Here is a 25,827-nt window from a genome sequence, read left to right on the forward strand (position 1 = left end):
TGCCACGGCAAGGCGCCAGCTACAGCGCTGGTACCGACCCAGTTTGCCCATGGGCGACATTACTGGAAAAGGACGATTGGCGGCCCTGATCGGGCCGCCGCAATTTATTCGCCGCGTGACAAGGCCGCAACGCCGGTGCGGGCCACGTCAACAAGGCCCAGAGGGCGCATCAGGTCTGCAAACGCGTCGATCTTTTCTGGCGCTCCGGTGATCTCAAACACAAAGCTGGTCAGCGTGCTGTCTACCACATTTGCGCGAAAGATATCGGCAAGGCGCAGGGCTTCAACGCGTTTGTCGCCAGTGCCTGCAACTTTGAACATCGCCAGTTCACGCTCAACACAGGCGCCTTCAACGGTAAGGTCATGGACCTCACGTACCGAGATGATGCGACCCGTCTGTGCCTTTATCTGTTCAATCACCTGCGGAGTGCCGCGTGTGACGATTGTGATGCGGCTCAGGTGGCCAGTGTGGTCGACTTCGGCAACGGTAAGGCTGTCGATGTTATAACCACGCCCGGCAAACAGACCAATCACACGCGCCAGAACACCCGGTTCGTTCTCGACCAGAAGGGCAAGCGTGTGGCGTTCTTCGACGTCCGAAAAATTGGGGCGCAGGTTATAGGCGGAATGGCTGGTAGAGCCTTTTTCGATTTTTAGCGGTGACATATTTTTGTCCTTTTAGGTGAGCTGGAAGGCGGAGCATTGAGTAGCCCCTGTCATTTTCTTGGGTTGAAAACGATTTAGACCAGCTGCTTTCCTTTTTCATCAATGGCGGTTGAGGTATCGACCTCACCCATGATCATCTCGTTATGCGCTTTGCCTGACGGGATCATCGGGAAGCAGTTTTCGTGCTTCTCAACAAGGCAATCAAACAACACAGGGCCATCGTAATTGATCATTTCCATGATCGCTTCGTCCAAATCCGCAGGATCGGAACACAGGATGCCTTTTGCGCCAAAGGCCTCGGCCAATTTTACAAAGTCGGGCAGGGATTCTGACCAGCTTGAAGAATAGCGCTCACCGTGCAGCAATTCCTGCCACTGGCGCACCATGCCAAGGCGTTCATTGTTGAGGATGAACTGTTTGACAGGCAGCTTATACTGCATCGCCGTGCCCAATTCTTGCATGTTCATCAACCACGAGGCTTCTCCAGCGACGTTGATCACCAGTGCTTCGGGGTGGGCCATCTGAACGCCAATGGACGCCGGAAAACCATAGCCCATGGTGCCAAGGCCACCGGAGGTCATCCAGCGGTTTGGGTCTTCAAAGTTGAGGTACTGCGCGGCCCACATCTGGTGCTGGCCAACTTCGGTTGTGATGTAGCGGTTGTGTTCTTTGGTCAGGGCCTCAAGGCGCGACAGCGCATACTGTGGCTTGATGATCGAACCCTTCTGCTCGTACTTGAGGCAATCAACGGCGCGCCATTCTTCGATCTGTTTCCACCATTTAGAAACAGCCGCCGAATTTGTCTTGCGACCGCGTGATTTCCAAATCTTCAAAAGGTCCTCAAGGACATGGCCAACATCGCCCAAGATCGGGATATCAACGCGGATGATCTTGTTGATAGAACTGGCATCGATGTCGATGTGTGCTTTTGTGGAATTTGGGCTGAACTTCTCGATCACGCCAGTGATGCGGTCATCAAAACGCGCACCGACGTTGATCATCAGATCACAGTCATGCATCGCCATGTTGGCCTCATAGAGGCCGTGCATGCCCAACATGCCGAGCCATTTATCGCCCGATGCCGGATAGCAACCAAGCCCCATCAACGTGGAGGTGATTGGGAAGCCAGTGGCTTCTACCAGTTCACGCAGCAACTGAGACGCGGCCGGACCAGAGTTGATAACGCCGCCGCCTGTATAGAAAACGGGCCTTTCGGCTTTCTCTAATGCCTCAACCAGTTCGGTGATGGCTGCAATGTCACCCTTAAGTTGGGGTTGGTAGTGCGATTTAGATACGGTTTTTGTCGTGTAGGCCCCATTGGCAAATTGAACATCTTTGGGGATGTCGACTAAAACCGGACCCGGACGGCCGCTGGTCGCGATGTGGAACGCTTCATGAAGCGTTTTGGCCAATGTGTCCGTCTCTTTTACCAACCAGTTGTGTTTGGTGCAGGGACGGGTGATGCCAACAGTATCAGCCTCCTGAAACGCATCCGATCCAATCATAAATGTCGGAACCTGACCCGTCAAAACAACAATCGGGATGCTGTCCATCAACGCGTCGGTCAATCCCGTCACCGCGTTTGTCGCACCCGGACCAGAAGTCACCAGCGCAACACCGGGTTTGCCGGTTGAGCGTGCATAGCCTTCGGCCGCGTGAACGGCGCCTTGTTCGTGGCGCGCAAGAACATGCTTGATGCTGTTTTGCTGAAAAATCTCATCGTAAATCGGTAGGACAGCGCCGCCTGGATACCCGAATACGGTATCGACACCCTGATCAATCAGGGCTTGGACGATCATTTTGGCTCCGGTCATTTGGCGTGTCATGGTCTTGCTCCGTACGGCGTTAAAAACTTGTGTTTGGCATAAAAAAGCCCCCGATTATGTCGGGGGCGCATGGGATCGAATATGGTCTTACCGTTACCGGCCCATGCGCGTGTGTTCCACAATGACGACTAGATCGTTCATGCCCAAAGGCTCCTTTATACGTCTGGGGACATTATGAGGGGTTTTGAGGGGCGTCAACCATCAATGTCATGAAAAAGTGTCGCTGAGCACATCTTTTTTGTTCTTTTATTTCTTGGTTGAGGTCATTTGCCTAATTTGTGATAAGGGGCCGCGCCTTTTTTGATCCGGATTGTCGATTTGAGGATGTTTACGCATCGAATTTGTCAGATGACCTGTATTGATAATGTCGCCCTTTGAACGCAGCAGGTCCCTTTTGGGTGCACTTAATGGCGTCTTTGGGCATAAAAATCCGATAAAGGTGCAATACACCGCTTTACCAAAGCGGATGATAGCGTAAACAAAATGTCAATTGGGGTGCTGGTGTTTCGGCCTTGTGACAATGGGCTGATTTGATTCACACCTTTCCAAGGAGGCATTACGCGTGGACCAACTACTTTCAGATTTCAATTTTCAACTGCTGTTTGCAGCCGTTAATATGGCTGTTGCCTTGTCGCTGGGGGCCATCATCGGATCCGAGCGTCAGTTTCGCGGCAGAATGGCGGGCCTGCGCACAAATGCCCTTGTTTCATTAGGCGCGGCGGGGTTTGTAACTTTTGCAGCGCTATTTCCCGATGATATCAACCCGACACGCGTTGCGGCGCAGGTGGTTTCTGGGATTGGCTTTTTGGGAGCTGGGATTATCTTCCGTGACGGTCTCAATGTTCAGGGGCTGAACACTGCAGCGACGCTGTGGTGCTCTTCTGCGGTTGGATTGATTTCGGGGTCAGGGCATCTTCTTTATGCAGTTGTTCTGACAGCGTTGATTGTGTTTTCGAATCTGGGTCTTCGGCCCCTTGTTCGACGTCTAAAAGCGGCTGCAGCAAAGAAGGGTAAACTGGTTGTGTCTGAGGTGTTCTTTGATCTGACGTTTGAGTGCACGCATGAAGATGAAAAAGAAGTGCGCGCCGCTTTGGTCGACTGCCTGACAGATCAAACGTTTGGGTTGAGCGAGATCACCAGCCGTTCAGACAGGAAAGTTGTGGAAATCATAGCACACCTAAACGGGACAGATGAGGACACAGCGCAGGTTGAGCAGATCATTTCAACAATGGCCCTCAGTCCAGGGCTCCTGCGTGCAGGATGGGCTGTTGTCGATGACAGTGACGTTAGTAGCAGATAGGCCGCAATGAACTCACAGTAGTCAACGATTGCCAAATGTCGGCTGTGCCGACCTTTCGGCCGTTCGCTTTAATACTGAAAAAGTCGCTTTAGAACTGGGAAAAAGCGAACGTGTAAATTGAAAATGAGCCTGTCCAGAATAGCAAAATGATTTCAATGCAAGCTAGGGAAAAAAACGTGATACTAAACTTATCCTTTTTCTCCGGATAATCATTAAGATAAAGAAGAGCGATCAATTTGATGCTGAAGATGACATAAATAACAGCAAACCCAAACATGTCCCTAGGAAATATCATGTAGACCAAACATGACATGACGAAATTGAGTATCTGGAACTTTATTAGTTTCTTGAAGCTGTGATCATTCATCTACTTCGTTCCTACGCGACATACAGGATTGTCATAGTTTGAGAGACATCCACAGAAATTGGCAAAACGAAACCCTTAAACAGTCAGCTGTCCTTCATTCAGACCTGCGCGCCGGTTCCCTGCAAAACGCCGTGCTCCAGCGCGTAACGCGTCAGGCCAGCGGTGCTGGAAATCCCAAGCTTGCGTTTGATGTTTTTGCGGTGGGTTTCTACTGTGCGCACAGAGATATCTAGAGTCTGTGCTACTTCTTTGTTGGATTGGCCTTGGGCCAGTTGCAACAGGATCGTCTGCTCGCGCCCTGTGAGGGTTTCGCGCACACCACCACCTTTTGGGGTGAGGGAGCCTTGTGCGCCCGTACAAAGATACCGCTTGCCACACATCACCGTATCAATCGCCAATTTGATCTCATCTGTTGGAACATCTTTGAGCAGATACCCCATTGCACCGTGATTAAGCGCCGAAGATATGTATTCGGGGCTGTCGTGCATCGACAGGATTACAATCCGTGTGCCAGGGCGCATTTCCAGAATGATTTCAGTGGCCGATAACCCGCCCAAATCTGGCATGTTAAGGTCCATCAGGATCACGTCAGGGTTCAGTATTTCCAGCTGGTCAATTACCGCGCGCCCACTTGTTAGGGTGCCGACAACCTCAACGTCATCATAGCTTTCCAGAATGCTCTGGATACCTTCGGCGACCATGGGGTGATCATCTACAATGGCAATGCGCAAAGCTTGGGTCATGCGGGTGGCTTCCTTGGGTCGTTCTTTGATCTGTCGCGGTTCGCCGGATTTGGCGGCAACATATGGGTGAGGGGGGCAATGGCTTCGATTTCTAGGCCTTTGCCTTGGGCAGTGCGTATGTACAGCAACCCGCCCAATTGATCCATACGCTCTTGCATGTTGCGTAAACCCAAGCCCTGATTGCGATTGTTTGGAATAGATCCGCAGCCGTTGTCAGAGATGCGCAGGGTCGCGCCGCGTTTGTGACCACGCAGATCAATGCTTACGTGGGTTGCGCCTGCGTGGCGCTCAATATTAGTGAGGGCCTCTTGGGCGATGCGGTAAAGCGCGGTTTTGGCGTCACTATCCAGACGGTTGCGAAAAACAACTGTTGAATAGGCCACCTCAATACCCGTGCGTTTGCCGAAATCCTCAGCAAGGGCGCGCAGGGCAGGGCCAAGGCCTAGATCATCCAGAACACCGGGACGCAAATCGCGGCTGATACGGCGGACCTCTGAAATCGCTTCGCCTAAGGTTGTGATCCCTTTGGCAAGAGGGGCACCGGCAGCAGGATCACCGCGGTCCAATTTGCGGCGCGCGTTATCCAGCGCATAGCGCACACCCACTAAAATCTGACTGATCCCGTCATGCAGTTCGCGCGCCACGCGTCCGCGTTCTTCTTCTTGGGCATCAAATACGCGTTGGGTCAGTTTTTTCAGTTTGGCATCTGCTAGTCTGCGTTCGCGCAGGTTCAGCCCCATACCGCTGGCAAACACAATAAACAGGGCAATCAGCGCGATGGCACTGATATACTGGAATGTGCGCTGAACGCGGGCTTCGACCTCCGCGCGGGAATTTGCAACGGTGACCAAAACGTCATCAATGTATACGCCTGTCCCAACAGCCCACTGCCAAGATGGAAATGAGGTAACATAGACGATCTTTTTTGCGGGTTTCCCTGTGGAGGGTTTGGGCCATGTAAATGTGTGATACCCCGCACCGTCGCGCGCGATTTCGATCAGGCGATCCACAACGGGGACACCGTCCATGTCCGTTTCATTGCGAAAGTTCCCGCCAATGCGATCCGTCTCACGCGGCGAGACAATAGCGGTACCGTCATAGTCATAAACAAAGAACTGCCCATCTTCGCCGTAGATCATAGCGGAGAGGATTTGCGACACACGTTCCTTCGCTTCTGCATCATTGGGAGCGGCGTTGCCGTAGATGAAATAAAACCCGTTGCGCGCTTGGGTGACATAGTTGTGCAGTTCGGCCTTCTTGGCTTCGATCAGTTGCATTTCAAGCGCGTTGATTTCGCGTTCGGCCAATGCGCGTGACTGTGCTGCCACAACTAATGCAATCGCTGCAACCGCAACGATTAGGGGAACCGAGGCCAGCAGCGTGAGCTTTTGACCGTAAGGGATATGAAAGCGTGAAAAGCGGGTCATTTCGATTCGATACGCCGAATCTGCGCGGTGAGCAAAGGCAAAGCGCAGCAAGACATCACAACAAGAAATCCCTGCTAAAGGGGTGTTTGGGCGCTAACATTGGGTAGATGCATAAAATTTCATCATATAAATCTGTGGTTTGAGTGCTTCTACGCAGTAGTAGGTATTTCAAATTTCTGGCGCCTCGCTAGTCTCAACGCACTTGAAACGACCTGTGCGGAATCTATCTAACGCGCGGGCGCAATAAATCCGGGAGGATACCCTTATGGATCGTCGTTCATTTTTGAAGACATCTGCCCTTGGTGGGACAGCTGCTGCCGCCACTACGCTTGCTGCACCTGTTTATGCCCAAGGTAAAAAGACCCTAACAATGGTTACATCATGGCCACGCGGTTTTGCCGTGCTGGACGATGCTGCCACGTACCTGAACAACATGGTTAACGAGATGTCTGACGGCACTCTGACAATCGACAAAAAAGCCCCCGGTGAGCTGGTTGGCGCGTTCGAAGTATTCGACGCCGTATCTTCCGGTCAGGCCGACATGTACCACTCTGCTGATTACTATTTCATCAACCAGCACCCCGCGTACGCCTATTACACAGCCGTTCCATTTGGTGGCACAGCACAAGAGCTGACAAACTGGTACCTCCACGGTGGAGGCCATGAACTGCACAACGAACTGGGCGAGATCTTCAACCTGAAGTCCTTCCTTGCAGGTAACTCTGGTTCACAGTCTGGCGGTTGGTTCCGCAATGAAATCGGTTCAGCAGCAGACTTTAACGGTTTGAAATTCCGTATGCCTGGTCTTGGCGGCAAAGTACTGGGTAAACTGGGTGCATCTGTTCAGAACATCCCAGGTGGCGAACTGTACCAAGCATTGTCATCCGGCGCGCTGGACGGCCTTGAGTGGGTTGGTCCATTTGCGGACGAACGCGCCGGCTTCCAAGAAGTTGCAAAAGTCTACTACACAGCGGGCTTCCACGAGCCAGGCTCCGGTCTTGCATGTGCGTGTAACCTTGACGTCTTCAACGAGCTGTCACCAGCGCACCAGAAGATCATCGAATACGCAACAATGGCGACAACGCACGTTCAGCTGGCCGAAACACTGGCCAACAACGGCGCGGCGCTGAAGCGTTTGCAGCAGCAGGGTGTTAAAACCATGCAGTTCTCTGACGATGTATGGGATGCATTCGGTAAAGCATCCGCAGAAGTCATGGACGAAAACATGGGCGACGAATTGTTCGCACGTACACGTGCCAGCTTTGAGACGTCTCTGACGTCTTCCGCTGAGTGGCTGTCCAAGTCCGATGCGTTCTACGTTGAGCAGCGTGAGCGCGTTCGCGCAAACATGTAAGCTAATCTAAATTGATTGGGGGCCGCGGAATGCCGTGGCCCTTGATCTATCTGAAAAGACGGCAGCATGTCTGCCGATAGCGGTGCGACCACAAGCACCGATTGCGCGACCCGGGGAGGGGACACATGGCAGACGATATCGTATGTTCGGGGTTTTTCCGTGCAGCTGAGGGCGCAAAGCTCAGCTGTCTTGATAAATTCCAAGAGAGCGGCTTCGTCCAGTTCGTTTCAGGAAACGTACTAGAGGCATTTTACAACTTTTTTGCAGCTCTGCTTCATCCAGCCATGTGGCTGAATTGGTCTGATAGTCAGGCCATGATGCGTTTTATCTATTATGGCGGCTCTATCGAGTTGTTTTTTGTGCTGGCGACGGCACTTATGATCCTCACGATTGTCGGCATTCGCAAGCGCGCCGTGATGTGGGGCGTTGTGCGGGGCCTTGAAGGGTTTGCCAACGGGGTGGGGCGTCTGTTTGCATGGGCGGGCCTGATCATGGTTCTCCAACAGATCATCATCATCTTTATGCAGCGGATTTTTACCCGCCCCGACATTTCGATCGGGTTTGGTATTCCGCTACAGTTTGACATCAGCTGGTTTGCCGAAGAGCTAAAGCTTTTCAACGCCTTGGTGGTGTGTTTGTGCGTCAGCTACACATTTGTGCAGGGCGGCCACGTGCGGGTTGACCTCTTTTATGCAGGTGCCAAATTCCGCACCAAGAAGATTGTCGATATGTTTGGCGCATTGTGCTTCATGTTGCCGTTTGCGGTCTTAACATGGATGTACGGTTGGTACTTCTTGTGGCGCCACTTGGTTACGCCAAATCCATCGGCGTCTGACCGTCTGGAGCTGCTGTTGCGCAAGGCACGGCTACTCAAGTGGAATGTAGAAACCATCGGTTTCTCACCCAACGGGTTTAACGGGTACTTCCTGTTTAAAGTTCTGCTTTGCCTGTTCTGCATCATGGTGATGCTGCAAGCGATCGCACTGTTCTACCGTTCCTTTTGCGAATTCCGCGAAGGTCCGGAGAGCGAAGGTAAATATCTCGACAAGGATACACTTGGCGAGGGCGAAGAAGCCTATGAGGGAACACACTAATGTTTTTCGGTCTAGACGGGGTCGAGGTTGGCCTGATCATTGTATTCGTGTGCCTCTTTGGCGGCATCCTGTCCGGCTTTCCGGTGGCGTTTGCCATCGGTGGTGCGGGTATCATCTCATTCGGTATCATCGCGGCCTTGGACAGCGCAGGTTTGATGATCCACCAAGCAATCGACACTTCATCTGACGCGTATCGCGCGTTGGTGAATTCGGGCATCAAGGCGGATACGGTATCGCTATTCCGATATCCTGACTTGCCCAAAGTCGGCGTGTCCGTCTTCCCTTCAGGGTGGGACGTGGCGTTGGATCGTAATGTATCCTTTATTGTGAACCGCATGAACGAACGTGTTCTGGCGGGACAATCCATTGAGACGCTTCTGGCGGTTCTGATGTTTGTTCTAATGGGCATCACGCTGGAGCGTTCCAAGATTGCAAACGATCTGCTGACAACAATGGCGCGGGTGTTTGGCCCACTTCCAGGTGGTTTGGCTGTGTCTGTTGTTGTTGTGGGCGCGTTTCTTGCGGCTTCCACGGGTATTGTGGGTGCAACTGTTGTGACCATGGGCCTGCTGGCTTTGCCGACAATGCTGCGCAACAACTACTCACCAGAAATCGCAACAGGGGTCATCGCGGCCTCTGGTACATTGGGGCAGATCATTCCGCCTTCAATTGTGATTGTTTTGCTCGGCACGCTGGCGGGTGATCTTTATTCCGCCGCACAAGAGGCGCGTGCGACCTCACTGGGGTGTACCGATGCGTTGACCTACCTGGGTGAGCCGGCAGTTGTGTCTGTTGGTACCTTGTTCCAAGCAGCCCTATTGCCGGGTATCATGCTTGCGTTGCTCTATGCGCTGTATGCACTGGGCTATGCGTTGATGAACCCTGACAAAGCACCAGCAGTGCCAATGGGCTCCACCAACGCCGAGCCGGTAACACGTTCAGAAGCCTTCACATGGTTTGCTGGTGCGCCAGTTTTGATCATTGTCGGGACAATTGTTCTGGGCAATCTGGGTTTTGTGGGCAGTCAGGACATCCGTACGTCTACCTTCTCAAACATCGGTGAGAGTGCCTCGTTGCGCACCAATGTTGGGGATCAATGTAAGGCTGCGATGATTGATCTGCATGGTCAGGATCTTTGGGATATTGCGGTCGCAGAGCAACAAGTGATTGAGGATGCAGGCGGACTTGCGGCAAGTGAAAAGCTGACGGATGACGAGTTCGCAGCAGCTCAAGCGGCCAAGATCGCAGATGCAGCCCCGATCGGGACTGGGATTGCGATCATCATGATCCTGCTGACCTTGTTCTTGACAACTGCGCGCGGTGTTTCACCTTCTTCAGATACCAAGCCACTGATCATTGGTGGTATCGGCGTGGTTTTGCTGCTGTTGGTTGATATCGTATTGGTCGCACCAACTACGTCTCCGGGAACTATGGTTGTGCTGATGGCGCTTCCGTTTGCTGCGGTGATGTACGGTGTTGTCTACGCAACTGGACTTTGTGCCAAAAACGAGCTGATCCGGGTGGTATTCCCGCCGCTGGTTCTAATCGTTGCTGTGCTTGGTTCGATCCTTGGTGGTATCACAAACCCAACGCCGGCAGCGGCACTTGGTGCAGGTGGTGCGATCATGCTGGCGGCCTACCGTAAGCTTAAGGACCTGGACCGTTCACCAAAGGTGATCATCTGGTCAACACTGGCGATTGTGATCTGTATCCTTGTGGGTGTGAACTTTGATCTGCGCATCAACCAAGACGATGTGGGTTTCGAAAACTGGGTAGCGTTCTTTGTCTCTTATGGTGCGTACCTTTACGCGGTATTTGGGCTGTTGTTCAGCTGCTGGATTCTGTTCACCAACGGCATTCTCACACCTGTTGTGCGTGAAACAGCTAAGGTGACATCGATGGTGTTCACCATCCTCATTGGTTCTCAGTTGTTGAACCTTGTGGTCATCAGCTTTGGAGGAGAGCATTACATCCAGCAGTTCCTCAAATCGTTTGACAATGAGATTACGGTCTTCTTGATTGTGATGGTGGTGCTGTTTGTTCTGGGCTTTGTTCTCGACTTCCTCGAGATCATCTACATCGTTGTGCCGATTGTTGGTCCGGTGATTTACGGCGGTACGTTTGATCCCAAGTGGGTGACGATCATGATCGCGGTAAACTTGCAGACCTCGTTCCTCACGCCGCCCTTTGGCTTTGCGCTGTTCTATCTGCGCGGTGTGGCTCCGGCGAGCGTGACAACACGGCACATCTATCGCGGTATCGTTCCGTTTGTGCTCATTCAGGTCGGTGGACTTGCGATCCTGTGGTTCTTCCCAGCGATTGTGACAATCATACCGGATTTGATCCCCTGATTGATCCTACAGTGATCTAACGAACAAGGGCGCCTTTGGGCGCCCTTTGCTTTTGTACTACTTCCCAGAACAGGACACTCGATGCGCCAAACACTTAGAACCAAAGCGATTGCGATTTGTGATAAAAAGATTGCCCAAAAGGGTGAGGGGGTTGGCCTGTCGTTTTACGCATTTTTTGCCAATAAAAACGATGATCCAGCGCTGCTCATGGAGGCGGCGACATGGTGGATCGAAACCCACGCGTTAGATCATTTTGAGAAAGCTGTGAAAATCCGCGACATGATTGCATCGGGGAAATAGCCGCTGTGGTCTAGCTGCCCTTGGGGGCCAGATCGGGCAATGAGATATTGGCAACCTGTTCGGCTATGGGATCACTGTTCAGCGGGTGTGCTTCTGGCGAGAAAACCTTGGGATCGTTCATAGGGTTCCACTTGCCCCCCATAAACACCTCCAAGCCTGAGAACTTGGATTTATAGTCCATCTTTTGACTGCCGGGCACCCAATAGCCTAGATAAACATAAGGCAGGCCCGCACCGCGTGCGATTTCAATGTGGTCAAGGATGATATAATTGCCCAGGCCATCACGGGGCCTGTCGGGGGTGTAAAACGAATACACCATGCTCAGCCCGTCGCCCAACACATCCGTCAGGCACACGCCGATTAATTCGGACGTTTCCGCGTCAGTGTATTCGATCACTCGAGTTCGGATCGGGGTTTCCTCGATCATGGCCGCAAATTCGAAAACATCCATATCCGCCATGCCACCATCAGCATGGCGGCTGTCCAGATAATAGCGGAACAGGTCGTATTGGTCTTCGGTGGCCCAAGGAGATGTTGCGCGCCGCACCAGCCCTACATTGCGCTTTATCGTGCGCTTCTGGCTTTTTGTGGGCTGAAACCGCGACACATCAATGCGCGCAGACAGACACGAGGAACATTCTGCGCAAGAGGGACGATACAACACGTTCTGGCTGCGGCGAAACCCTTGGGCGGATAAGCTATCGTTCAGCTTAGCTGCGTTGTCACCCTGAAGCGCGGTAAACAGCTTTCTCTCCATCCGGCCCTCTAGATAGGGGCAGGGTTGCGGGGCAGTTACATAAAACTGCGGAGCAATAGGAAGAGAGTGACGCATAGGAATGTCCGGATAATTCAACAGCTAAGATAGCGTGTGCTCTGACGGGGGCAAACCCTAAATTCAATCTTGCTTAAAATTGCTCATATCTTGCGAGCTAAGGGTTACGCGCGGCGGTTTAAGGCCACGGTCCCCAAGATCATATCGCTGAGCCCCTGACGGCGTTCCGTGCTGAGCATCAAGACCATCGAAACCAGCTGCGCGGGAAACATTGCAATAGAAAGCGTGTAACCCAGCGTGTGCATAAACGCGATCGACGGATCAAAGCGGGCATCGTTGCTGGTGCGCAGCTCAATCGCCATCAGTTGCATTCCCCACGTCGCAGAACTGCGCGATAAGGTTACAACACGGTAGGCAAAGCCTAGCACCAGATACAGGAATGGTAAAAAGAACAAACCAATGAACGCTGTGAACGGGATCGCAACCAACGTCAGCACCGCGATAATGATTGTGTCTACAACCCACGCCAGCAAACGTTTGGTAGGAATTGCATCATAAAATTGTGGCTGCATGTCTGGATCAGGTGTCATTGGGGTCCTCAAGTTTCATTAATGATGCGCCCCCCCGATGTGGGAAGGCGCGGGGCTGCGGTAAAGCAGCGGGGGGATTAGGCCTCGGCGGCGTCTTCGTTACGTGCCGCACGTTCGTCCATAAACGAGTCGAACTCGGATTTGTCTTTGGCAGCGCGCAGACGCTCAAGGAAGGTTTCAAAGCTGTCCTGCTCGTCTTCAAGGCGGCGCAATGTGTCAGCCTTATAGGCGTCAAAGGCCGAGTTGCCAGTTGGGCGCCCCATAGTCATGCTACGGTGCATTTTGCGGCTACAGCTGCGGGAAGAAGATGAAAACATGCGTTTGCTCCAGATCATATAGGCCAGTAGGGCAAGGCCAACAGGCCAGAAAAAGATGAACCCAAGTACCATCGCGGCAATCCAAGCGCCTTTGCCGCGCTCGTCAAGCCAGCGTTCGGAACGCGAAAAGAAGTTATCGCGCTGCGAGGTGCGGGATGTGAAAGGTTCGGTCATCGTGGTCATTATAGTCCCCTCAAAATGGCGGTGTGCTGCCACCGTGTGTGGGGCGCTTAACCGGAGAAAGGACTGTAATGTAAATGCCCTTCACATCACTCAATTTGGCTACGCTAGGTGAATTTGCAAGGGTTTATGTGAATGTTATTTACATTAAGTTGAATTATCGTTTTGGATCAATGTATTGAGATGTGCAATTTTCTTGCTCTAAGTCATTGACCACCCCCCGTACAAACGCAATTGTGGGCCCATGAATGATATTTCTCTCTCAAAACTGCTCTCTCGTTGCCCTCGGGCTGATGCATCTGCAGATGATGATCTGCCTCTAGACCGCTTTGATGCGGGGTTGCGGCCCTTGTTGGCGGGGACAGCTGTGCTTGCGCCGTATCTGGGGCGTCTTATCGCAAAAGAGGCGGATTGGCTTGTTGAAGCTGTTGAGGCCCCCAAAACGGCACTGGCTGAAATCATCGCAGCGCCCAAGCTGTTGCAAGCAGGCACGCTGAACGCTGGATTGCGGCAGGGAAAACGGCGCGTGGCGCTGCTTAGCGCGCTGGCTGATCTGGGTGGCGCGTGGTCCTTAGAAGACGTGACAGGCGCGCTCACGGATTATGCGGGGGCAGCAACACAGGCTGCACTGCGCGTCGCAGTGGCCGCGCAAATCCGGCGCGGCAAGCTGCCGGGGTTAACTGAAGAAGACGCGGAAACCGGGGGCGGCATGACCGTTCTTGCCATGGGTAAGATGGGCGCGGGAGAGTTGAACTATTCCTCTGACATCGATCTGATCTGCCTGTTTGACGAAAGCCGCTATGATCCCGATGATTTTCAAGACGCGCGCGCAGGGTTAATCAAAGCAACCCGCGCAATGGCTGCCAGCCTCAGCGAGATCACGGATGACGGTTATGTCTTTCGCACTGACCTGCGCCTGCGCCCTGATCCTGCGGTCACGCCTGTCTGTGTTGGTCTGCTGGCGGCTGAACGGTATTATGAAAGCCTCGGCCGCACATGGGAGCGTGCGGCCTATATCAAAGCACGGCCTTGCGCGGGTGATATCGGGGTAGGGGATGCCTTTCTAAATACCATGCGCCCGTTTGTGTGGCGCAGGCATCTGGATTTTGCCGCCATTCAGGATGCCCACGATATGCGGCTGGCCATTCGCGAACACAAAGGCCTTGGTGGACCAATTACGCTGCCTGCCCATAACATGAAGCTGGGCCGTGGTGGCATTCGCGAGATCGAATTTTTCACCCAAACGCGCCAGCTCATTGCGGGCGGGCGTGATCCTGAATTGCGGGTGCGCGGCACAAAAGAGGGGCTTGCGGTGTTGGCCTCCAAAGACTGGATTCCGCAAGAGGCCGCAGATACGCTGACGGATCATTATACATTCCACCGCACGGTCGAGCACCGCTTGCAGATGGTGCAAGACGCGCAAACCCATACGTTGCCCAAAACACCTGAAGGCATGGCGCGGATTGCTGCGTTGATGGATATGGATGTGTCAGCATTGGAAAGCCAACTGACGGATCGCCTGAGTGAGGTGCATGAAATAACTGAAGGGTTCTTTGCGGAGGCCAATACCGCACCAGTTCCCGAAATGACCCACAGCTTTGACGCCACCGTGATGGATGCTTGGCCGAATTATCCGGCACTCCGCTCAAGTCGTGGCGCGGAATTGTTTGAACAGCTCAAGCCCGAATTGCTGGCCCTATTGGCCCAAGCAGACAAACCCGATGAGGCACTATTGGCGTTCGACGGTTTTCTGGCGGGGTTGCCTGCGGGTGTACAGTTGTTTTCGCTGCTCAAGGCGAATCCGCAGTTGGCTGACCTGCTGGTCACAATCGTTTCTGTATCACCGATGTTGGCGGATCACCTGTCGCATAACGCAGGGGTGCTGGATGCGGTGATCGGCGGGGATTTCTTTGCTGATTGGCCAGGTGAGGATGCACTGGCGGTTGCGTTGGCCCAACGATTGACCGAGCTGGATGACTATGAGACGCAGCTAGACGGTACACGTGCATGGGCGCGCGAGTGGCATTTCCGCATTGGCGTGCACCATCTGCGTGGCCTGACGAACGGCGCGCAAGCGGCAGAGCAATACAGCGATCTGGCCCGCGCCGTGCTGCGCGCGCTGTGGCCTGTTGTCATCAATGAGGTGTCGCGCCGTCATGGTCCACCGCCCGGTAAGGGTGCGGTCATTGTCGGGATGGGCTCCCTAGGAGCAGGGCGGCTGACCGCGCAATCTGATCTGGATATGATTGTGATCTATGATGCGGACGGTGTTGAGGCCTCAGACGGGCCACGCCCCCTGCATGCGCGCCAGTATTATGCCCGCCTGACCCAAGCGATGATCACTGCAATGAGCGCCCCAATGGCGCAGGGGCGTCTTTATGAGTTGGATCTGCGCTTGCGCCCCTCTGGCAACAAAGGCCCGGTTGCTACGTCGCTTGAATCGTTCTCCAGCTATCAACGTAATGAGGCATGGGTGTGGGAGCATCTTGCGCTGACCCGCGCAGAGGTGATCGCAGGACCCACAGAATTATCCCAGACAGTTGAGGCTTTGCGAACAGAAGTTCTAAAGACAAAACGCGATGCAGGGCATGTTTGCAAAGAGACCCAAGAGATGCGGGCGCGCATTGCAGCGGCCAAAACACCTGATGGTGTATTAGATGCAAAAATCGGTGCGGGTCGTTTGCAGGATATCGAGCTGTTTGCCCAAGCAGGCGCTTTGATTGGTGGAACAGTGGCGCGTGACATCCCCGCAGGGCTTGCTGCGGCGCAAGCTGTGGGAATCCTGACCACGCAGGATGAGGAAATCCTGAACGATGCCTACGCCCAGCTATGGGCGCTGCAATCGGCCACGCGACTGTTATCATCGCGTCCCCTACACCTTGAGGCATTGCGCGCCGCAACGCGCCGTTTTTTGATCCATGCCGTGGGGACATCAGCGGAAAACGACACGGCAACAGGTCTGGAGGCGCAACTGGCACATACCTATCGCACCGCGGATGCGATTATCAGCGCAGCCCTAAGCGCACATGCCACCGGAGACCCGTGATGAAAATAGTGACACCAGATGACCCAAAAGGCCTGATCTTTGAAGCGTACCGCATTGAGGGGATCACAAAATCAGAATGTCGGTCGATCTTTTTGGATTGGGCGCTGAGCCTTGGTGTTGATAGCGATACCCATCCCGCGATGCGCAGATTGCTGGAAACATATGGCACAGACCCCGCGCACCCCATGTCAGAAGTCCTGAATGAGGGGTTGCACACTATTGCTACACCGCGCCGTCGCGGCGGATGGCGAAGCCGCAAGCGGGACTAGTTGCCACCGTTTGTAGCCGTCACAGGCTGAACCCCTTACAAATGTCGATGACCGCTTAGAGCCCAGTGTTACCGATGCTGCGTTTTGACCCAATGACTGCATTAAAACTTGTCAGCTTGAAAATGTGCAGTGCTCTTGTACGTATTTGTCATAGTTTGTTGTAAACGCGATGGCTTTTTCTTCTACCCTTGGCCCCTTCATTGAGACCAACATAGTGTTTCGCCATTGATAATAATGTGTGGTTCCGTCGCCTCGTGGCGAGGGCTTCATGTCACCTGAGTGCTCTCTCAATACCGACCTCTCTTGTCTCGTAAATGTGCCTTCGCGCATTGTGAATGCATATAACGCGAAGCCGACTTCGGGAGGTCCATTTTCAAGTTTGCCATATGCGTATTTCTTGCCGGGAAACCGTTTATCTTCATCAAGTTGTGCATCAACCATATCAAACTGGAAAGACGTCCAAAGAACCCATCCGTGTTCTGGAAACTCGCGCCACCTGACGGTTGTCATTTGACAACCGTCTATTTGGATTTCACGGCGCTCATCTTCAAATTGGTGTTTTCCAGAGCTTTCCATTTCTTGGATGAGATCGTCTTTGCTGTCTGCCATCCCTTGGGAGGCCAACAAAAGAAATAGGGGAAGATATAGTTTCATTGGGTCCTCCTATGTGACGGCATTTTAGCTTTGATATCAGTTACCCAGAAACGGTAAAAGCGGACTTTCGACCTTTCGATGTCAATGGCTGCAGAGTCCCGCAGAGCTGACATTTGGCGTATAGCAAATATTTCTATGCTTGATCATCTCCCCGCGCGGCCTCAGAGCTTCGGTTTGAGAAAGACAGGACATATGTGCACTGTGATCAATGCTGAAGTTCGCATCTTGCCCACATGTCGCTTTACGTTTCCGGCGGGGCAATGGCCCGCTCGTGATGTTCTTATATCTGGATTTGCATCAGATCGACGTGGATTTGATGAGGGGTACCAACCTGCAATTACCTCAAACTTGTGCTAAGTCTGGCGTTAATTTGTCTCAAACCTGCCTCAATCAACCTTCAAACAGTACTGAGTGAATAGTTTTGAACTTGTAGACTTGAGGAGACAGAGATGAAGATGATCAAATTAGCATGTGCATTGAGTGTTGGCGCCGTTCTGAGCGCTTGTGGCGGCTCTGACATTGTTTCCCGAGATGCGCCATTTGAAACACAACCCTTTCAGTCGAACGTTTCCTTTGTGCAAAGCGATGTCGCTTCGGTGAAGGAAGCGAACACCAAACGTATCGTTCGCACGATTTCACAGCAAAAGCAGCAGCCGCGCACCATTCTGCCAGCCGCGATCTTGCGCCAAATCAACGTGGCCCGCGTCAACGTGAGCGTGCCAACATCCCTTAAGGTATCCGAGGCAAACCGCTATTACCCTAAAGGTGATATCGTTTGGCGCGAAGACCCCATGGGCAACCGCCATGCACAGGTTTCCAAGATCGTACATGACGCCATGACTGCAGGTACTTCAACATTCTCAAGTTCGGTGCCCGTGATCTTGGATATCGAAGTTGTTCGGTTCCACGCGTTGAGCGAAAAAGCACGTTACACAGTGGGCGGCGATCACAACATCATATTCAAAATGGTCCTGCGAGATGCGCAAACAGGTGAGTTGCTGTCAGAACCACGTCAAATCAACACCAATCTCGACGCATTTGGTGGCCAGCAGGCAATCAGCGCCGAGGCACGCGGTTTGACGCAAAAGGTACGCATTTCCGGTCACTTGGCCGAAGTAATTCGCCAAGAGATGACCGAGCCAGCAGGATATAAGAACGCCTCATTCGGCTTCTTCCAGCTTGTGAACAGAATCTAGGCTTTCCCTTATGATGGGAACCGACTAGGGAAGGGCGCTATGACAGCGCCCTTTCCCACATCCGCCCCGCTTCCCGTCGTTCGCCTTATGCCAAAGGCCAACGCGCGTACCATTCGACATGGTGCGCCTTGGGTTTATGCAAACGAGTTGGTCACAGACCGCCGCACCAAAGGCCTAGCGCCCGGTGCCATGGCGATACTGGAAGACAGCCTCCGCCAGCCTTTGGGGGTGGTGACGGTCAACAACAATTCCAAAATTATTGGCCGGATGATGGACCGCGATCTTGAAGCGTCCATTGATCAGGCATGGATGGCCAGCCATTTGCGCCGTGCACTGTCACTGCGCGAGCGCATGTACAGCGAACCCTATTACCGTTTGGTCCACGCCGAAGCCGATGGACTGCCCGGTGTCATCATTGACCGCTTCGGCGATACTTGCGTCATTCAGCCTAACGCGGCTTGGTCTGATGCGCTGATTGGTCCTCTGACCGCTGCACTGATCGAAGTGACTGGCGTCAAAAATGTTCTTAAAAATGCCTCTGGCCGCACGCGCAGCCTTGAAGGGCTTGACGATGTGAGCGGCGTTCTTGCGGGGGCCGCACCAGATGCTGCTGTTCCGGTTCAGATGAACGGCGCAACCTATATGGCTGACCTTACTGGTGGCCAGAAAACCGGCATTTTCTACGATCAACGTTCAAACCACGCCTTTGCGGCATCTTTGTCCAAGGGCGCACGTGTGCTTGATGTGTTTGCCCATGTCGGTGGTTTTGGCCTAGCGGCTATTGCTGCTGGTGCGTCATCAGCGCTTTGTATTGATGGATCTGCACCTGCACTGGCCTTGGCCGAGCAGGGTGCTGCCGCAATGGGTGTCAGTGACCGTGTAAGCACACGCCAAGGTGATGCATTTGACGTTCTGACAGCGCTGCGCGCTGAAGGGGCGGAATTTGATGTCGTCATCTGTGACCCACCTGCGTTTGCACCTGCAAAGCCTGCGCTTGAGGCAGGCCTGCGCGCCTATGAACGCATTGCGCGTCTTGCGGCGCCCTTGGTTACCGAGGGCGGCGTGCTGGGCTTGTGTTCATGTTCACACGCGGCTGATCTCACGGAGTTCCGCGGAGCGTCCATGCGCGGTATCGGCCGCGCTGGCCGTCGTCCTAGCCTGATCCACACTGGATTTGCAGGCGCGGATCACCCGCAATTGCCGCAGTTGGCAGAATCCGGTTACCTCAAGTCCCTGTTCTTCCACCTGTAACGCTATGAAGATGTTGCTCGACGCCTGTGTAATTTATCCCACTGTCATGCGGGAGATGTTGCTGGGCGTCGCGCGTACAGGGGCCTACACGCCGCTGTGGTCTGACCGTATCCTAGAAGAATGGGCACGTGCTGCACGCAAGCTGGGCCCTCAGGGGGAGACCCTTGCGCGGGGCGAAGTTGCGATGGTGCAGGTCGCGTTTCCCAAGGCATCCGTACCACGCCATGCAGGGCTAGAAGCGCGCCTGTGGTTACCTGATAAGAATGACATCCATGTGCTGGCCGCTGCCGTGTCGGGCAATGCCGATGGCATCATCACCATGAACGCCAAAGATTTCCCTCGTGGTATACTGGCCGAAGAGGGCCTAAGCCGAAATGACCCAGACGCATTTTTGTTGGGTCATTTCCATGCCGCGCCTGAGGTTGTCAGCAGCGTGGCTGAGGCCGTGTTAGCAGAGGCCTGCCGCCTATCTGGCGAGGATTGGAACCTGCGATCCTTGATGAAGAAAGCACGCCTGCCACGGCTTGGAAAAGCCCTGACGGCAGATTGATCTATTGCTTTAAGTAGGGGCTGTAACACACTGAATTAGCTTTCCCATTTTACCTGCATCTTGGTCAACGCCGCAATGCGGTCCTTTGTGTGCGGGTGGGTCAACATCCACGCGGGGGGGCGCCCGCCGCCTGTCTTTGTCAGCGCATCCAGCTTTTCGAACAGTGAAATTTGCGGCGCGATGCCAATACCTGCTTTGGTTAGCAAGGCGGCCGCATAAGCGTCGGCTTCAAACTCGTCACTGCGTGACAGCTTGGCGGCCAGCAACGAGGTCAACGTATTGGCAATCCAAATGCCAATACCGGGGATGAAGCGGCTGAGGATCATGCCAAGTGCTGCGCGCATCGCGTTCTGGCCCGAGAAATCAATCATTCGGCGGCGGGAGTGGCCAAGGGCTACATGGCCCAACTCATGTGCTATCACACTGGCCAGTTCTTCAGCCGTCACTTCACCAGCGCGGAACTTATTGTAAAACCCGCGCGTGATGAAAATACGCCCGTCAGGCGCGGCAAGGCCGTTCACGGGCTCAATCTCATAGATGTGTACCTTGATGCGCGGCAGATCGAGGGCACGCGCCATTTGCTTGCTCATAGCGACCAGTTTTGGATCGGCCAATACGGTGGATTTTTCATCCAGTTCACGCCCCGTGCGCCAAACGGAAAAACGGTACATGGCAAGGCCATAGAGCACGGCAAGCAGAATGGGGATGATTTTTATCATACTTCTAATATGGAGGCATCGGGGCGCAGGGCAAGGGGCAACAACGCCACGGGATCATCGGTATGGCACGGCAAATCAGATGATCGTCATTGCCATTTCAACTGTGCGTAGTAGGCTTTCTGTAATGCAGAAATTTGAAGTGATGTGAGGGTGGCATGATCGTTAGAGACGCAGTCATGGGGGATGCCGCGGAAATAAGTATATTTCTTGAAGAACTAGCATCTTTGGGCAAACGAAACCTCCCAAGTGATGCGGATTATGTACGCACCCATTACATAGGCCACGCCGACAAAATTCAATGCGCAGTTGCTGAGGATGAAGACGGGACACTTTTAGGACTGCAAATTCTAAAAATGGCCTCGGAAGGAAACGCTTATGGGGTTGATGTTGGATGGGGGATTATCGGGACCCATGTAAGGCCTAGTGCCGTACGTCGAGGTGTTGGAAAGGCATTGTTTGCGGCAACACGCAAAGCGGCGGTAGATGCGGGGCTATCAAGGATTGACGCGACAATCGGGGCCACAAACCTTGAGGGAGTTTCATATTACGATGCGATCGGATTTGAAACTTATAAGACGTTAGATACAAGGATCTGCAAGTGCTTCACAGTCACTTGATGTTTAACATTTGACCCAAACCTGACATTAGCAGTGTAGCTGTTGAAAGTCTGCAATGTGGACTAACCGCTCGTTCCGAGCACTCACAAGAATGTCCGTTTTCAAAGTTACGACCCGTTAAATTTTACCCGTATGGCGCGGTAATCACGCAACTTGCATCTGTATCTGATGCGATCGAATGTGAATTTGATAATAGCTTCGCAGCTGTTTGTAAAAATCCAGCTAAGGATCAGCATGAGCTATGATCGTAGTGTCGCCTTGTTCCTTCGAAAAATGGCATTCAAAGCACTGTTCAACAGAAAATTAGTCCTTAAAGCATTGGAAACCCTTAAAATGAGCGTTTATCGAAATCGCAGCACATGAAGATGAACGCCTTGCTCATTTGGTGCGGTTGTTAGAGCGCCAATTCCGCCGTAGCTTGCAGCGCAAACTCAAGCAATATGATGTTATGTTTGGGCATTGGGAATTTTTGCGGATCCTATGGGTTGAAGAAGGTCTTTCGCAAAAAAAAATTGGCTGATCGGGCTGGATTGACCGGACCAACTGCCCACACCGCCCTATGTAAGATGGAAGCCAAGGGCCTCATTGAAAAAGAAGTACCCGAAGGGGGAAATAGCAGGCCTATCATCAAACTAAGCCCATTCGGGCGATCCTTGAGAGACAAGCTTGAGCCGCTTGCGGTTCATACGAATGATACTGCCGTTAATGGGTTGTCGGAGAACGAAGTCAGTCAGCTGCGGGTGTTTTTGTTGAAGATGAACCGAAATCTGACCGCTGATGGTGATGTGGCTTCTGGCAGGTCCTCTTAGAATATTAGATATTTATTTTCTTACATGTGTAGGCAAAAATCTTAAAAATTAGATATCTAATTTAGGGAGGGGGATGAAGAAATCTATTGGAATGTTGATGGGGCCACTTTTATCTGTAGGCATGTTAGCCACGCCTGCCTTTGCTACGGACGACTATGTTGTCGATAGTGCGCATACGTTGGTGACATTTGAACTGAACCATCTGGGGTTCTCGAAAAGCATTGGCTGGATGGGGGATGTGTCTGGCACGATCTCTTATAACGCAGCTGATATGGAGAAAAGTGATGTATCCGTTTCCTTGGCAGTGGCTGCTGTTAACACCAATCATGCCGAGCGCGACGGCTGGATTAAATCCGACAAAGTCTTGAATGTGGCCGCGAGCCCTGTGATTACCTTTGCTTCTACAGGTATCGAAGTTCTGTCAGAGATGTTGGGTAAAATCATGGGTGATCTAACCATCAACGGGGTTACCAAGCATGTTGCTTTGGATGCGGTATTCAATGGTGCCGGTGCAAACCCGTTGTCAAAAAAGAAACCATTGGTGTAAGTGCAACAACAACAATTCTGCGCTCTGAGTGGGACGTTGCTGCCTTTGTTGGATCACTTGGTGATGAGGTGTCGATCCAAATCGAACTTGAAGCCGTCAAAGCCGAATAGGCGTCAGAGCATAACTGCACTATAATCCGCGTTCGGGTAGGCCAATGTACAACACATTGGCCTACCCGATTCCGTTTTAGTCAAAGAGAGAACCTATGAAATATTGCCAGTTTAACAGGGATCACCTTGGGGTTGTTGAGGGCGATGAAATCGTGGATGTCACTGATGCGTTAAATGCATTGCTTGACGTGAAATAGGTTCGTGTGACACATGATCCGTTTGTTGCCTCACTTGAGGAAATCAGTGCCCAAGCGCGAACATTGCTTGTGACTGCACCGCGTTTCAAACGGGGTGATGTGATGCTTGAGGCTCCTGTTGTCTTACCGTCCAAAATCATTGGCGCCCCTGTTAATTATCATTCGCATGTTGACGAGGCACAGGATGATCATGGCCTAAACCAAGGGGCTAAGGTTCATCCTATCGACGAAATTGGTTGTTTTCTAAAAGCGGGCTCTGCGTTGGTTGGAGACGGTGCTGTGATTACCCTTCCGGTGGGTGCCTCCCGCGTGGATCACGAAGCCGAAGTGGCGGTGATCATCGGCAAAGCGGATCGTAACATCAATATCGCCGATGCGATGTTCGTCAAGCCGCAGATACCAGCCTATTGATCCGCTCGATCCCAGAGCTGATCGAGATGTGTTCGGCCTTTTACAGCCTGCTGCCGGGTGACGTGATCATGACAGGACCACCCGCAGGCGTGGGGCCAGTTACGTCCGGTGACGTGATCGAGGTTTCATCGCCGGAACTGGGTGTTCTGCGGGTCAGTATCGCCTAATCCCTCATTGACGCTGATCGCCTACTAATACAGCAAGCTTGGCAGCCAAATTGCGAGGCCCGGTATTGCCCTCCAAACCGACACATAAGCACCGTGCTGACGTTAAATGGTAACACAACTAGGAACGGCTGCTTTGCAATTACGGTGCAATCGTGAAATGCGGCGCATGCATCAGTCCGCTGAGAACCCAAAGGGACGTTAACTGTTGTGAAGCACGACAATCGTTTACTCCATCAAGCCGCCACACTAGAGTTTTAGAATGGAAGACATGCAGAAGACTAAATTAAAGCATATTTCTATCGAAGTGCCCACATCAGCTAAACAGATGCGCTCGCTTGATCCTCATGAGCCAACCGACGAGTTCAGTGTATCTTCACAACGTATTTTTGATCTGCAACGTGCTCGGGCACTGTCGAGTTGGCAGTCAATCAGGTCAATTAGTATCCGGAGCACGACGACTAAGGCGGCAATACGCCAGCTGCTGTCAGTATCAGGTTTAGAAGAGCTTAACATCTCAAGCCTCCACGAGCATAGCTCGATCAAAGGGATGCCTAAACCTACATCGCTCCGCACTTTTAGGTGCGGTTGGTTGAGGCGTGACGATCTTCTGAACATTGCTGAATTGCCAAGTCTGACTACCCTAAGCGCCCAGAACTCTATGCTCTCAAATGACGTACTTAAGAAGTTAATAAGTATGGAGGATTTGACTAATCTAGATTTGGAGGCGTCAAATCTTGATGACGAAATGGCAGCAATGTTGGCAACCTCAAAAAAGATATTACAACTCGATATTGGTGCAAGCCGCGTCGGAAGAAGAGGTTTGCAAAGTATCTGCAATATGGCCCAATTGCGTGAACTTGATATTTGGGCATTGGACATCCAAGAAAACGATCTTGACATGCTCGGAGCGCTATCGAATTTGGAGTATCTGTCGGTTGGGGGATACGACGAGCAAACTGTATTGACGGCAAAGGGCGTACTTCCAAGGATAGCACAACTACCTCCTCTCAAGAGTCTTTGGCTCGATGGAATTGTCCTCACAAAAGACGAGGTCGTGAAGCTAGAAAAACGTCATGGGCGCGTTCAAGTTACGTTTGTCGAATAGGCGTTTGAGCCCGCATTGAGACGCATGCTTTTCCAAAGGTAACTTTGTCCGCAATGCTGCCGTCCACGATCACGGTGCTGAAGGTCTGCAATCGGAAAAACCTAACATAGCGGGAAATTGGTCAAGATCTGTTATGCGGACAAAACGGGCCCTCGTGCTTTATAACTTAAGGCTCGGTCGTACTCATTCTAAGGTGACAGCATCCTGCGTGTTGTCGAGAGCGACAACAATCAAAACTGTTGCTCCGATAAGCCAGTAATACGTGGCATCCAAACCAGAAAACCCTAAAATTGAGGGTGCCAACATGAATGCAATGCCTACTAGAAAATCGACCATTAAGTGCAATTTATAAGGAAGGACACGCACGAGGCCTAGGTGATGATCCGTGAAAACCGTTAGAATAAATGCTGCGACTCCAGTGATCACTGACAGCCAAAGCGCCAGCGTATTTTCGCCCCCAAGACCGAACACAAAAGGCATTACAATCAAACCAAGACCGACAGGGTAATCGAGATAGGCGTGAAGAGTTTTGTTCATAAATCTATACATGGGCAGTTACTTTCATTGTTTGGGATGCAAGGGCGAGGGACCCCCGCGGCTTATTGAATTTCGATCTGCAATCGCGCCTTCATGTGCGGGTGAAACGCACAGAAATAATCGAGTGTCATTCCCTCGACGATCGTCATCCGCCAAGAGGTGTTCTGCGCAAGGGTCTCGGTGTCCCAACTCAGATCATCAGCTGTTGCTGTGTGAGGAACGATGTCAAAGTTTGTCCAGACGATCGTGTCACCTACCGTTACCGATAGGTGTTCAGGCACGAATTCGAACGCCCTTATTTTAACATGATGCTCTGTGCTTGCTTGGCTAGATGAAGGCGCAAGCATCGATACATT

The 25,827-nt window shown here is 52.5% G+C and carries 27 protein-coding genes; 16 read left to right on the plus strand and 11 right to left on the minus strand.

The features are described 5' to 3' along the window. Positions 1–104 precede the first annotated feature (104 nt). Together ilvN and V7775_RS09885 are read right to left on the minus strand one after the other, a co-directional pair. Complete coding sequence (gene ilvN / locus V7775_RS09880) at positions 105–665, minus strand: acetolactate synthase small subunit (protein WP_335751716.1); 561 nt, start codon at positions 663–665, stop codon at positions 105–107. Positions 666–739: 74 nt separating this feature from the next. After that, on the minus strand, positions 740–2,491 hold the full coding sequence (locus tag V7775_RS09885; RefSeq protein ID WP_335751717.1) for an acetolactate synthase 3 large subunit: 1,752 nt from the start codon (positions 2,489–2,491) through the stop codon (positions 740–742). 562 nt (positions 2,492–3,053) lie between these two features. Between V7775_RS09885 and V7775_RS09890 the strand changes: the two genes are divergently transcribed. After that, positions 3,054–3,791, plus strand: coding sequence for an MgtC/SapB family protein (locus V7775_RS09890; protein ID WP_335751718.1), 738 nt, complete (start codon positions 3,054–3,056; stop codon positions 3,789–3,791). A 465-nt stretch (positions 3,792–4,256) separates the two neighbouring features. Here V7775_RS09890 and V7775_RS09895 read toward each other — a convergent pair whose 3' ends face one another. Together V7775_RS09895 and V7775_RS09900 are read right to left on the minus strand one after the other, a co-directional pair. Then, a complete protein-coding gene (locus V7775_RS09895; RefSeq protein ID WP_335751719.1) occupies positions 4,257–4,901 on the minus strand; it encodes a response regulator transcription factor in 645 nt (214 codons plus the stop codon). Then, positions 4,898–6,328: a cache domain-containing protein gene (locus V7775_RS09900; RefSeq protein ID WP_335751720.1), complete on the minus strand. Its 1,431-nt coding sequence runs from the start codon at positions 6,326–6,328 to the stop codon at positions 4,898–4,900. The genes V7775_RS09895 and V7775_RS09900 overlap by 4 nt, the downstream gene beginning before the upstream one ends. Positions 6,329–6,593: 265 nt before the next feature. Here V7775_RS09900 and V7775_RS09905 point away from each other — a divergent pair, with 265 nt between their 5' ends. The 4 genes from V7775_RS09905 (at position 6,594) to V7775_RS09920 (ending at position 11,427) form a co-directional block, all read left to right on the plus strand. Then, a complete protein-coding gene (locus tag V7775_RS09905) occupies positions 6,594–7,682 on the plus strand; it encodes a TRAP transporter substrate-binding protein (protein WP_335751721.1) in 1,089 nt (362 codons plus the stop codon). Between the two features lie 125 nt (positions 7,683–7,807). Continuing rightward, positions 7,808–8,776, plus strand: coding sequence for a TRAP transporter small permease subunit (locus V7775_RS09910; RefSeq protein ID WP_335751722.1), 969 nt, complete (start codon positions 7,808–7,810; stop codon positions 8,774–8,776). Beyond that, positions 8,776–11,127 carry a TRAP transporter large permease gene (locus V7775_RS09915; protein WP_335751723.1) on the plus strand — a complete coding sequence of 784 codons (2,352 nt, stop codon included), beginning with the start codon at positions 8,776–8,778 and terminating at the stop codon, positions 11,125–11,127. Before V7775_RS09910 ends, V7775_RS09915 begins: the two co-directional genes overlap by 1 nt. Positions 11,128–11,208: 81 nt before the next feature. Continuing rightward, complete coding sequence (locus V7775_RS09920) at positions 11,209–11,427, plus strand: DUF6500 family protein (RefSeq protein ID WP_335751724.1); 219 nt, start codon at positions 11,209–11,211, stop codon at positions 11,425–11,427. A gap of 10 nt (positions 11,428–11,437) precedes the next feature. On the opposite strand, the gene V7775_RS09925 is transcribed toward V7775_RS09920, so the two are convergent. The 3 genes from V7775_RS09925 to V7775_RS09935 all read right to left on the minus strand — a co-directional run bounded on the left by V7775_RS09925 (position 11,438) and on the right by V7775_RS09935 (position 13,289). Next, the gene (locus V7775_RS09925; protein WP_335751725.1) at positions 11,438–12,259 is read right to left on the minus strand and encodes an arginyltransferase; all 822 of its coding nucleotides are present in this window, start codon (positions 12,257–12,259) and stop codon (positions 11,438–11,440) included. A gap of 104 nt (positions 12,260–12,363) precedes the next feature. After that, on the minus strand, positions 12,364–12,789 hold the full coding sequence (locus tag V7775_RS09930) for an RDD family protein (protein WP_335751726.1): 426 nt from the start codon (positions 12,787–12,789) through the stop codon (positions 12,364–12,366). Between the two features lie 77 nt (positions 12,790–12,866). Continuing rightward, entirely contained in the window at positions 12,867–13,289 is a 423-nt protein-coding gene (locus V7775_RS09935) for a DUF2852 domain-containing protein (protein ID WP_335751727.1), read from the minus strand. A 241-nt stretch (positions 13,290–13,530) separates the two neighbouring features. On the opposite strand from V7775_RS09935, the gene V7775_RS09940 reads away from it, so the two are divergent. Both V7775_RS09940 and V7775_RS09945 read left to right on the plus strand, forming a co-directional pair. Continuing rightward, entirely contained in the window at positions 13,531–16,332 is a 2,802-nt protein-coding gene (locus tag V7775_RS09940; RefSeq protein WP_335751728.1) for a glutamine-synthetase adenylyltransferase, read from the plus strand. Next, positions 16,332–16,601 carry a hypothetical protein gene (locus V7775_RS09945; RefSeq protein WP_335751729.1) on the plus strand — a complete coding sequence of 90 codons (270 nt, stop codon included), beginning with the start codon at positions 16,332–16,334 and terminating at the stop codon, positions 16,599–16,601. The genes V7775_RS09940 and V7775_RS09945 overlap by 1 nt, the downstream gene beginning before the upstream one ends. A gap of 111 nt (positions 16,602–16,712) precedes the next feature. Here the strand turns inward: V7775_RS09945 and V7775_RS09950 are convergent, their stop codons facing one another. Further along, positions 16,713–17,210 (minus strand): hypothetical protein, encoded by a 498-nt coding sequence (locus V7775_RS09950; RefSeq protein WP_335751730.1) that lies wholly within the window; start codon positions 17,208–17,210, stop codon positions 16,713–16,715. A 494-nt stretch (positions 17,211–17,704) separates the two neighbouring features. Here V7775_RS09950 and V7775_RS09955 point away from each other — a divergent pair, with 494 nt between their 5' ends. From V7775_RS09955 to V7775_RS09965, 3 genes are read left to right on the plus strand one after another with little or no spacing between them, the layout of a single operon-like run. Continuing rightward, positions 17,705–18,451, plus strand: coding sequence for a DUF6778 family protein (locus V7775_RS09955; protein ID WP_335751731.1), 747 nt, complete (start codon positions 17,705–17,707; stop codon positions 18,449–18,451). A 39-nt stretch (positions 18,452–18,490) separates the two neighbouring features. Further along, a complete protein-coding gene (locus V7775_RS09960) occupies positions 18,491–19,702 on the plus strand; it encodes an RSP_2647 family RNA methyltransferase (protein ID WP_335751732.1) in 1,212 nt (403 codons plus the stop codon). A 4-nt stretch (positions 19,703–19,706) separates the two neighbouring features. Further along, positions 19,707–20,252, plus strand: a complete 546-nt coding sequence (locus V7775_RS09965; RefSeq protein WP_335751733.1) for an RSP_2648 family PIN domain-containing protein — start codon at positions 19,707–19,709, stop codon at positions 20,250–20,252. Between the two features lie 35 nt (positions 20,253–20,287). Here V7775_RS09965 and V7775_RS09970 read toward each other — a convergent pair whose 3' ends face one another. Beyond that, positions 20,288–20,971, minus strand: coding sequence for a M48 family metallopeptidase (locus V7775_RS09970; protein WP_335751734.1), 684 nt, complete (start codon positions 20,969–20,971; stop codon positions 20,288–20,290). Between the two features lie 155 nt (positions 20,972–21,126). Here V7775_RS09970 and V7775_RS09975 point away from each other — a divergent pair, with 155 nt between their 5' ends. The 6 genes from V7775_RS09975 (at position 21,127) to V7775_RS10000 (ending at position 24,934) form a co-directional block, all read left to right on the plus strand. Beyond that, positions 21,127–21,588 (plus strand): GNAT family N-acetyltransferase, encoded by a 462-nt coding sequence (locus V7775_RS09975; RefSeq protein ID WP_335751735.1) that lies wholly within the window; start codon positions 21,127–21,129, stop codon positions 21,586–21,588. Between the two features lie 485 nt (positions 21,589–22,073). Continuing rightward, positions 22,074–22,397: a MarR family winged helix-turn-helix transcriptional regulator gene (locus V7775_RS09980; protein WP_335751736.1), complete on the plus strand. Its 324-nt coding sequence runs from the start codon at positions 22,074–22,076 to the stop codon at positions 22,395–22,397. Between the two features lie 73 nt (positions 22,398–22,470). After that, a complete protein-coding gene (locus V7775_RS09985; protein ID WP_335751737.1) occupies positions 22,471–22,944 on the plus strand; it encodes a YceI family protein in 474 nt (157 codons plus the stop codon). 313 nt (positions 22,945–23,257) lie between these two features. Beyond that, a complete protein-coding gene (locus V7775_RS09990; RefSeq protein ID WP_335751738.1) occupies positions 23,258–23,662 on the plus strand; it encodes a fumarylacetoacetate hydrolase family protein in 405 nt (134 codons plus the stop codon). Beyond that, the gene (locus tag V7775_RS09995; protein WP_335751739.1) at positions 23,659–23,829 is read left to right on the plus strand and encodes a fumarylacetoacetate hydrolase family protein; all 171 of its coding nucleotides are present in this window, start codon (positions 23,659–23,661) and stop codon (positions 23,827–23,829) included. Before V7775_RS09990 ends, V7775_RS09995 begins: the two co-directional genes overlap by 4 nt. Positions 23,830–24,088: 259 nt before the next feature. Further along, positions 24,089–24,934 (plus strand): hypothetical protein, encoded by an 846-nt coding sequence (locus V7775_RS10000; protein ID WP_335751740.1) that lies wholly within the window; start codon positions 24,089–24,091, stop codon positions 24,932–24,934. Between the two features lie 183 nt (positions 24,935–25,117). Here V7775_RS10000 and V7775_RS10005 read toward each other — a convergent pair whose 3' ends face one another. Next, on the minus strand, positions 25,118–25,471 hold the full coding sequence (locus tag V7775_RS10005) for an SPW repeat domain-containing protein (RefSeq protein ID WP_335751741.1): 354 nt from the start codon (positions 25,469–25,471) through the stop codon (positions 25,118–25,120). 62 nt (positions 25,472–25,533) lie between these two features. Then, on the minus strand, positions 25,534–25,752 hold the full coding sequence (locus tag V7775_RS10010; RefSeq protein ID WP_335751742.1) for a hypothetical protein: 219 nt from the start codon (positions 25,750–25,752) through the stop codon (positions 25,534–25,536). Positions 25,753–25,827: the final 75 nt, after the last annotated feature.

Source organism: Sulfitobacter sp. (assembly GCF_036960155.1).
Taxonomy (GTDB): Bacteria; Pseudomonadota; Alphaproteobacteria; order Rhodobacterales; family Rhodobacteraceae; genus Sulfitobacter.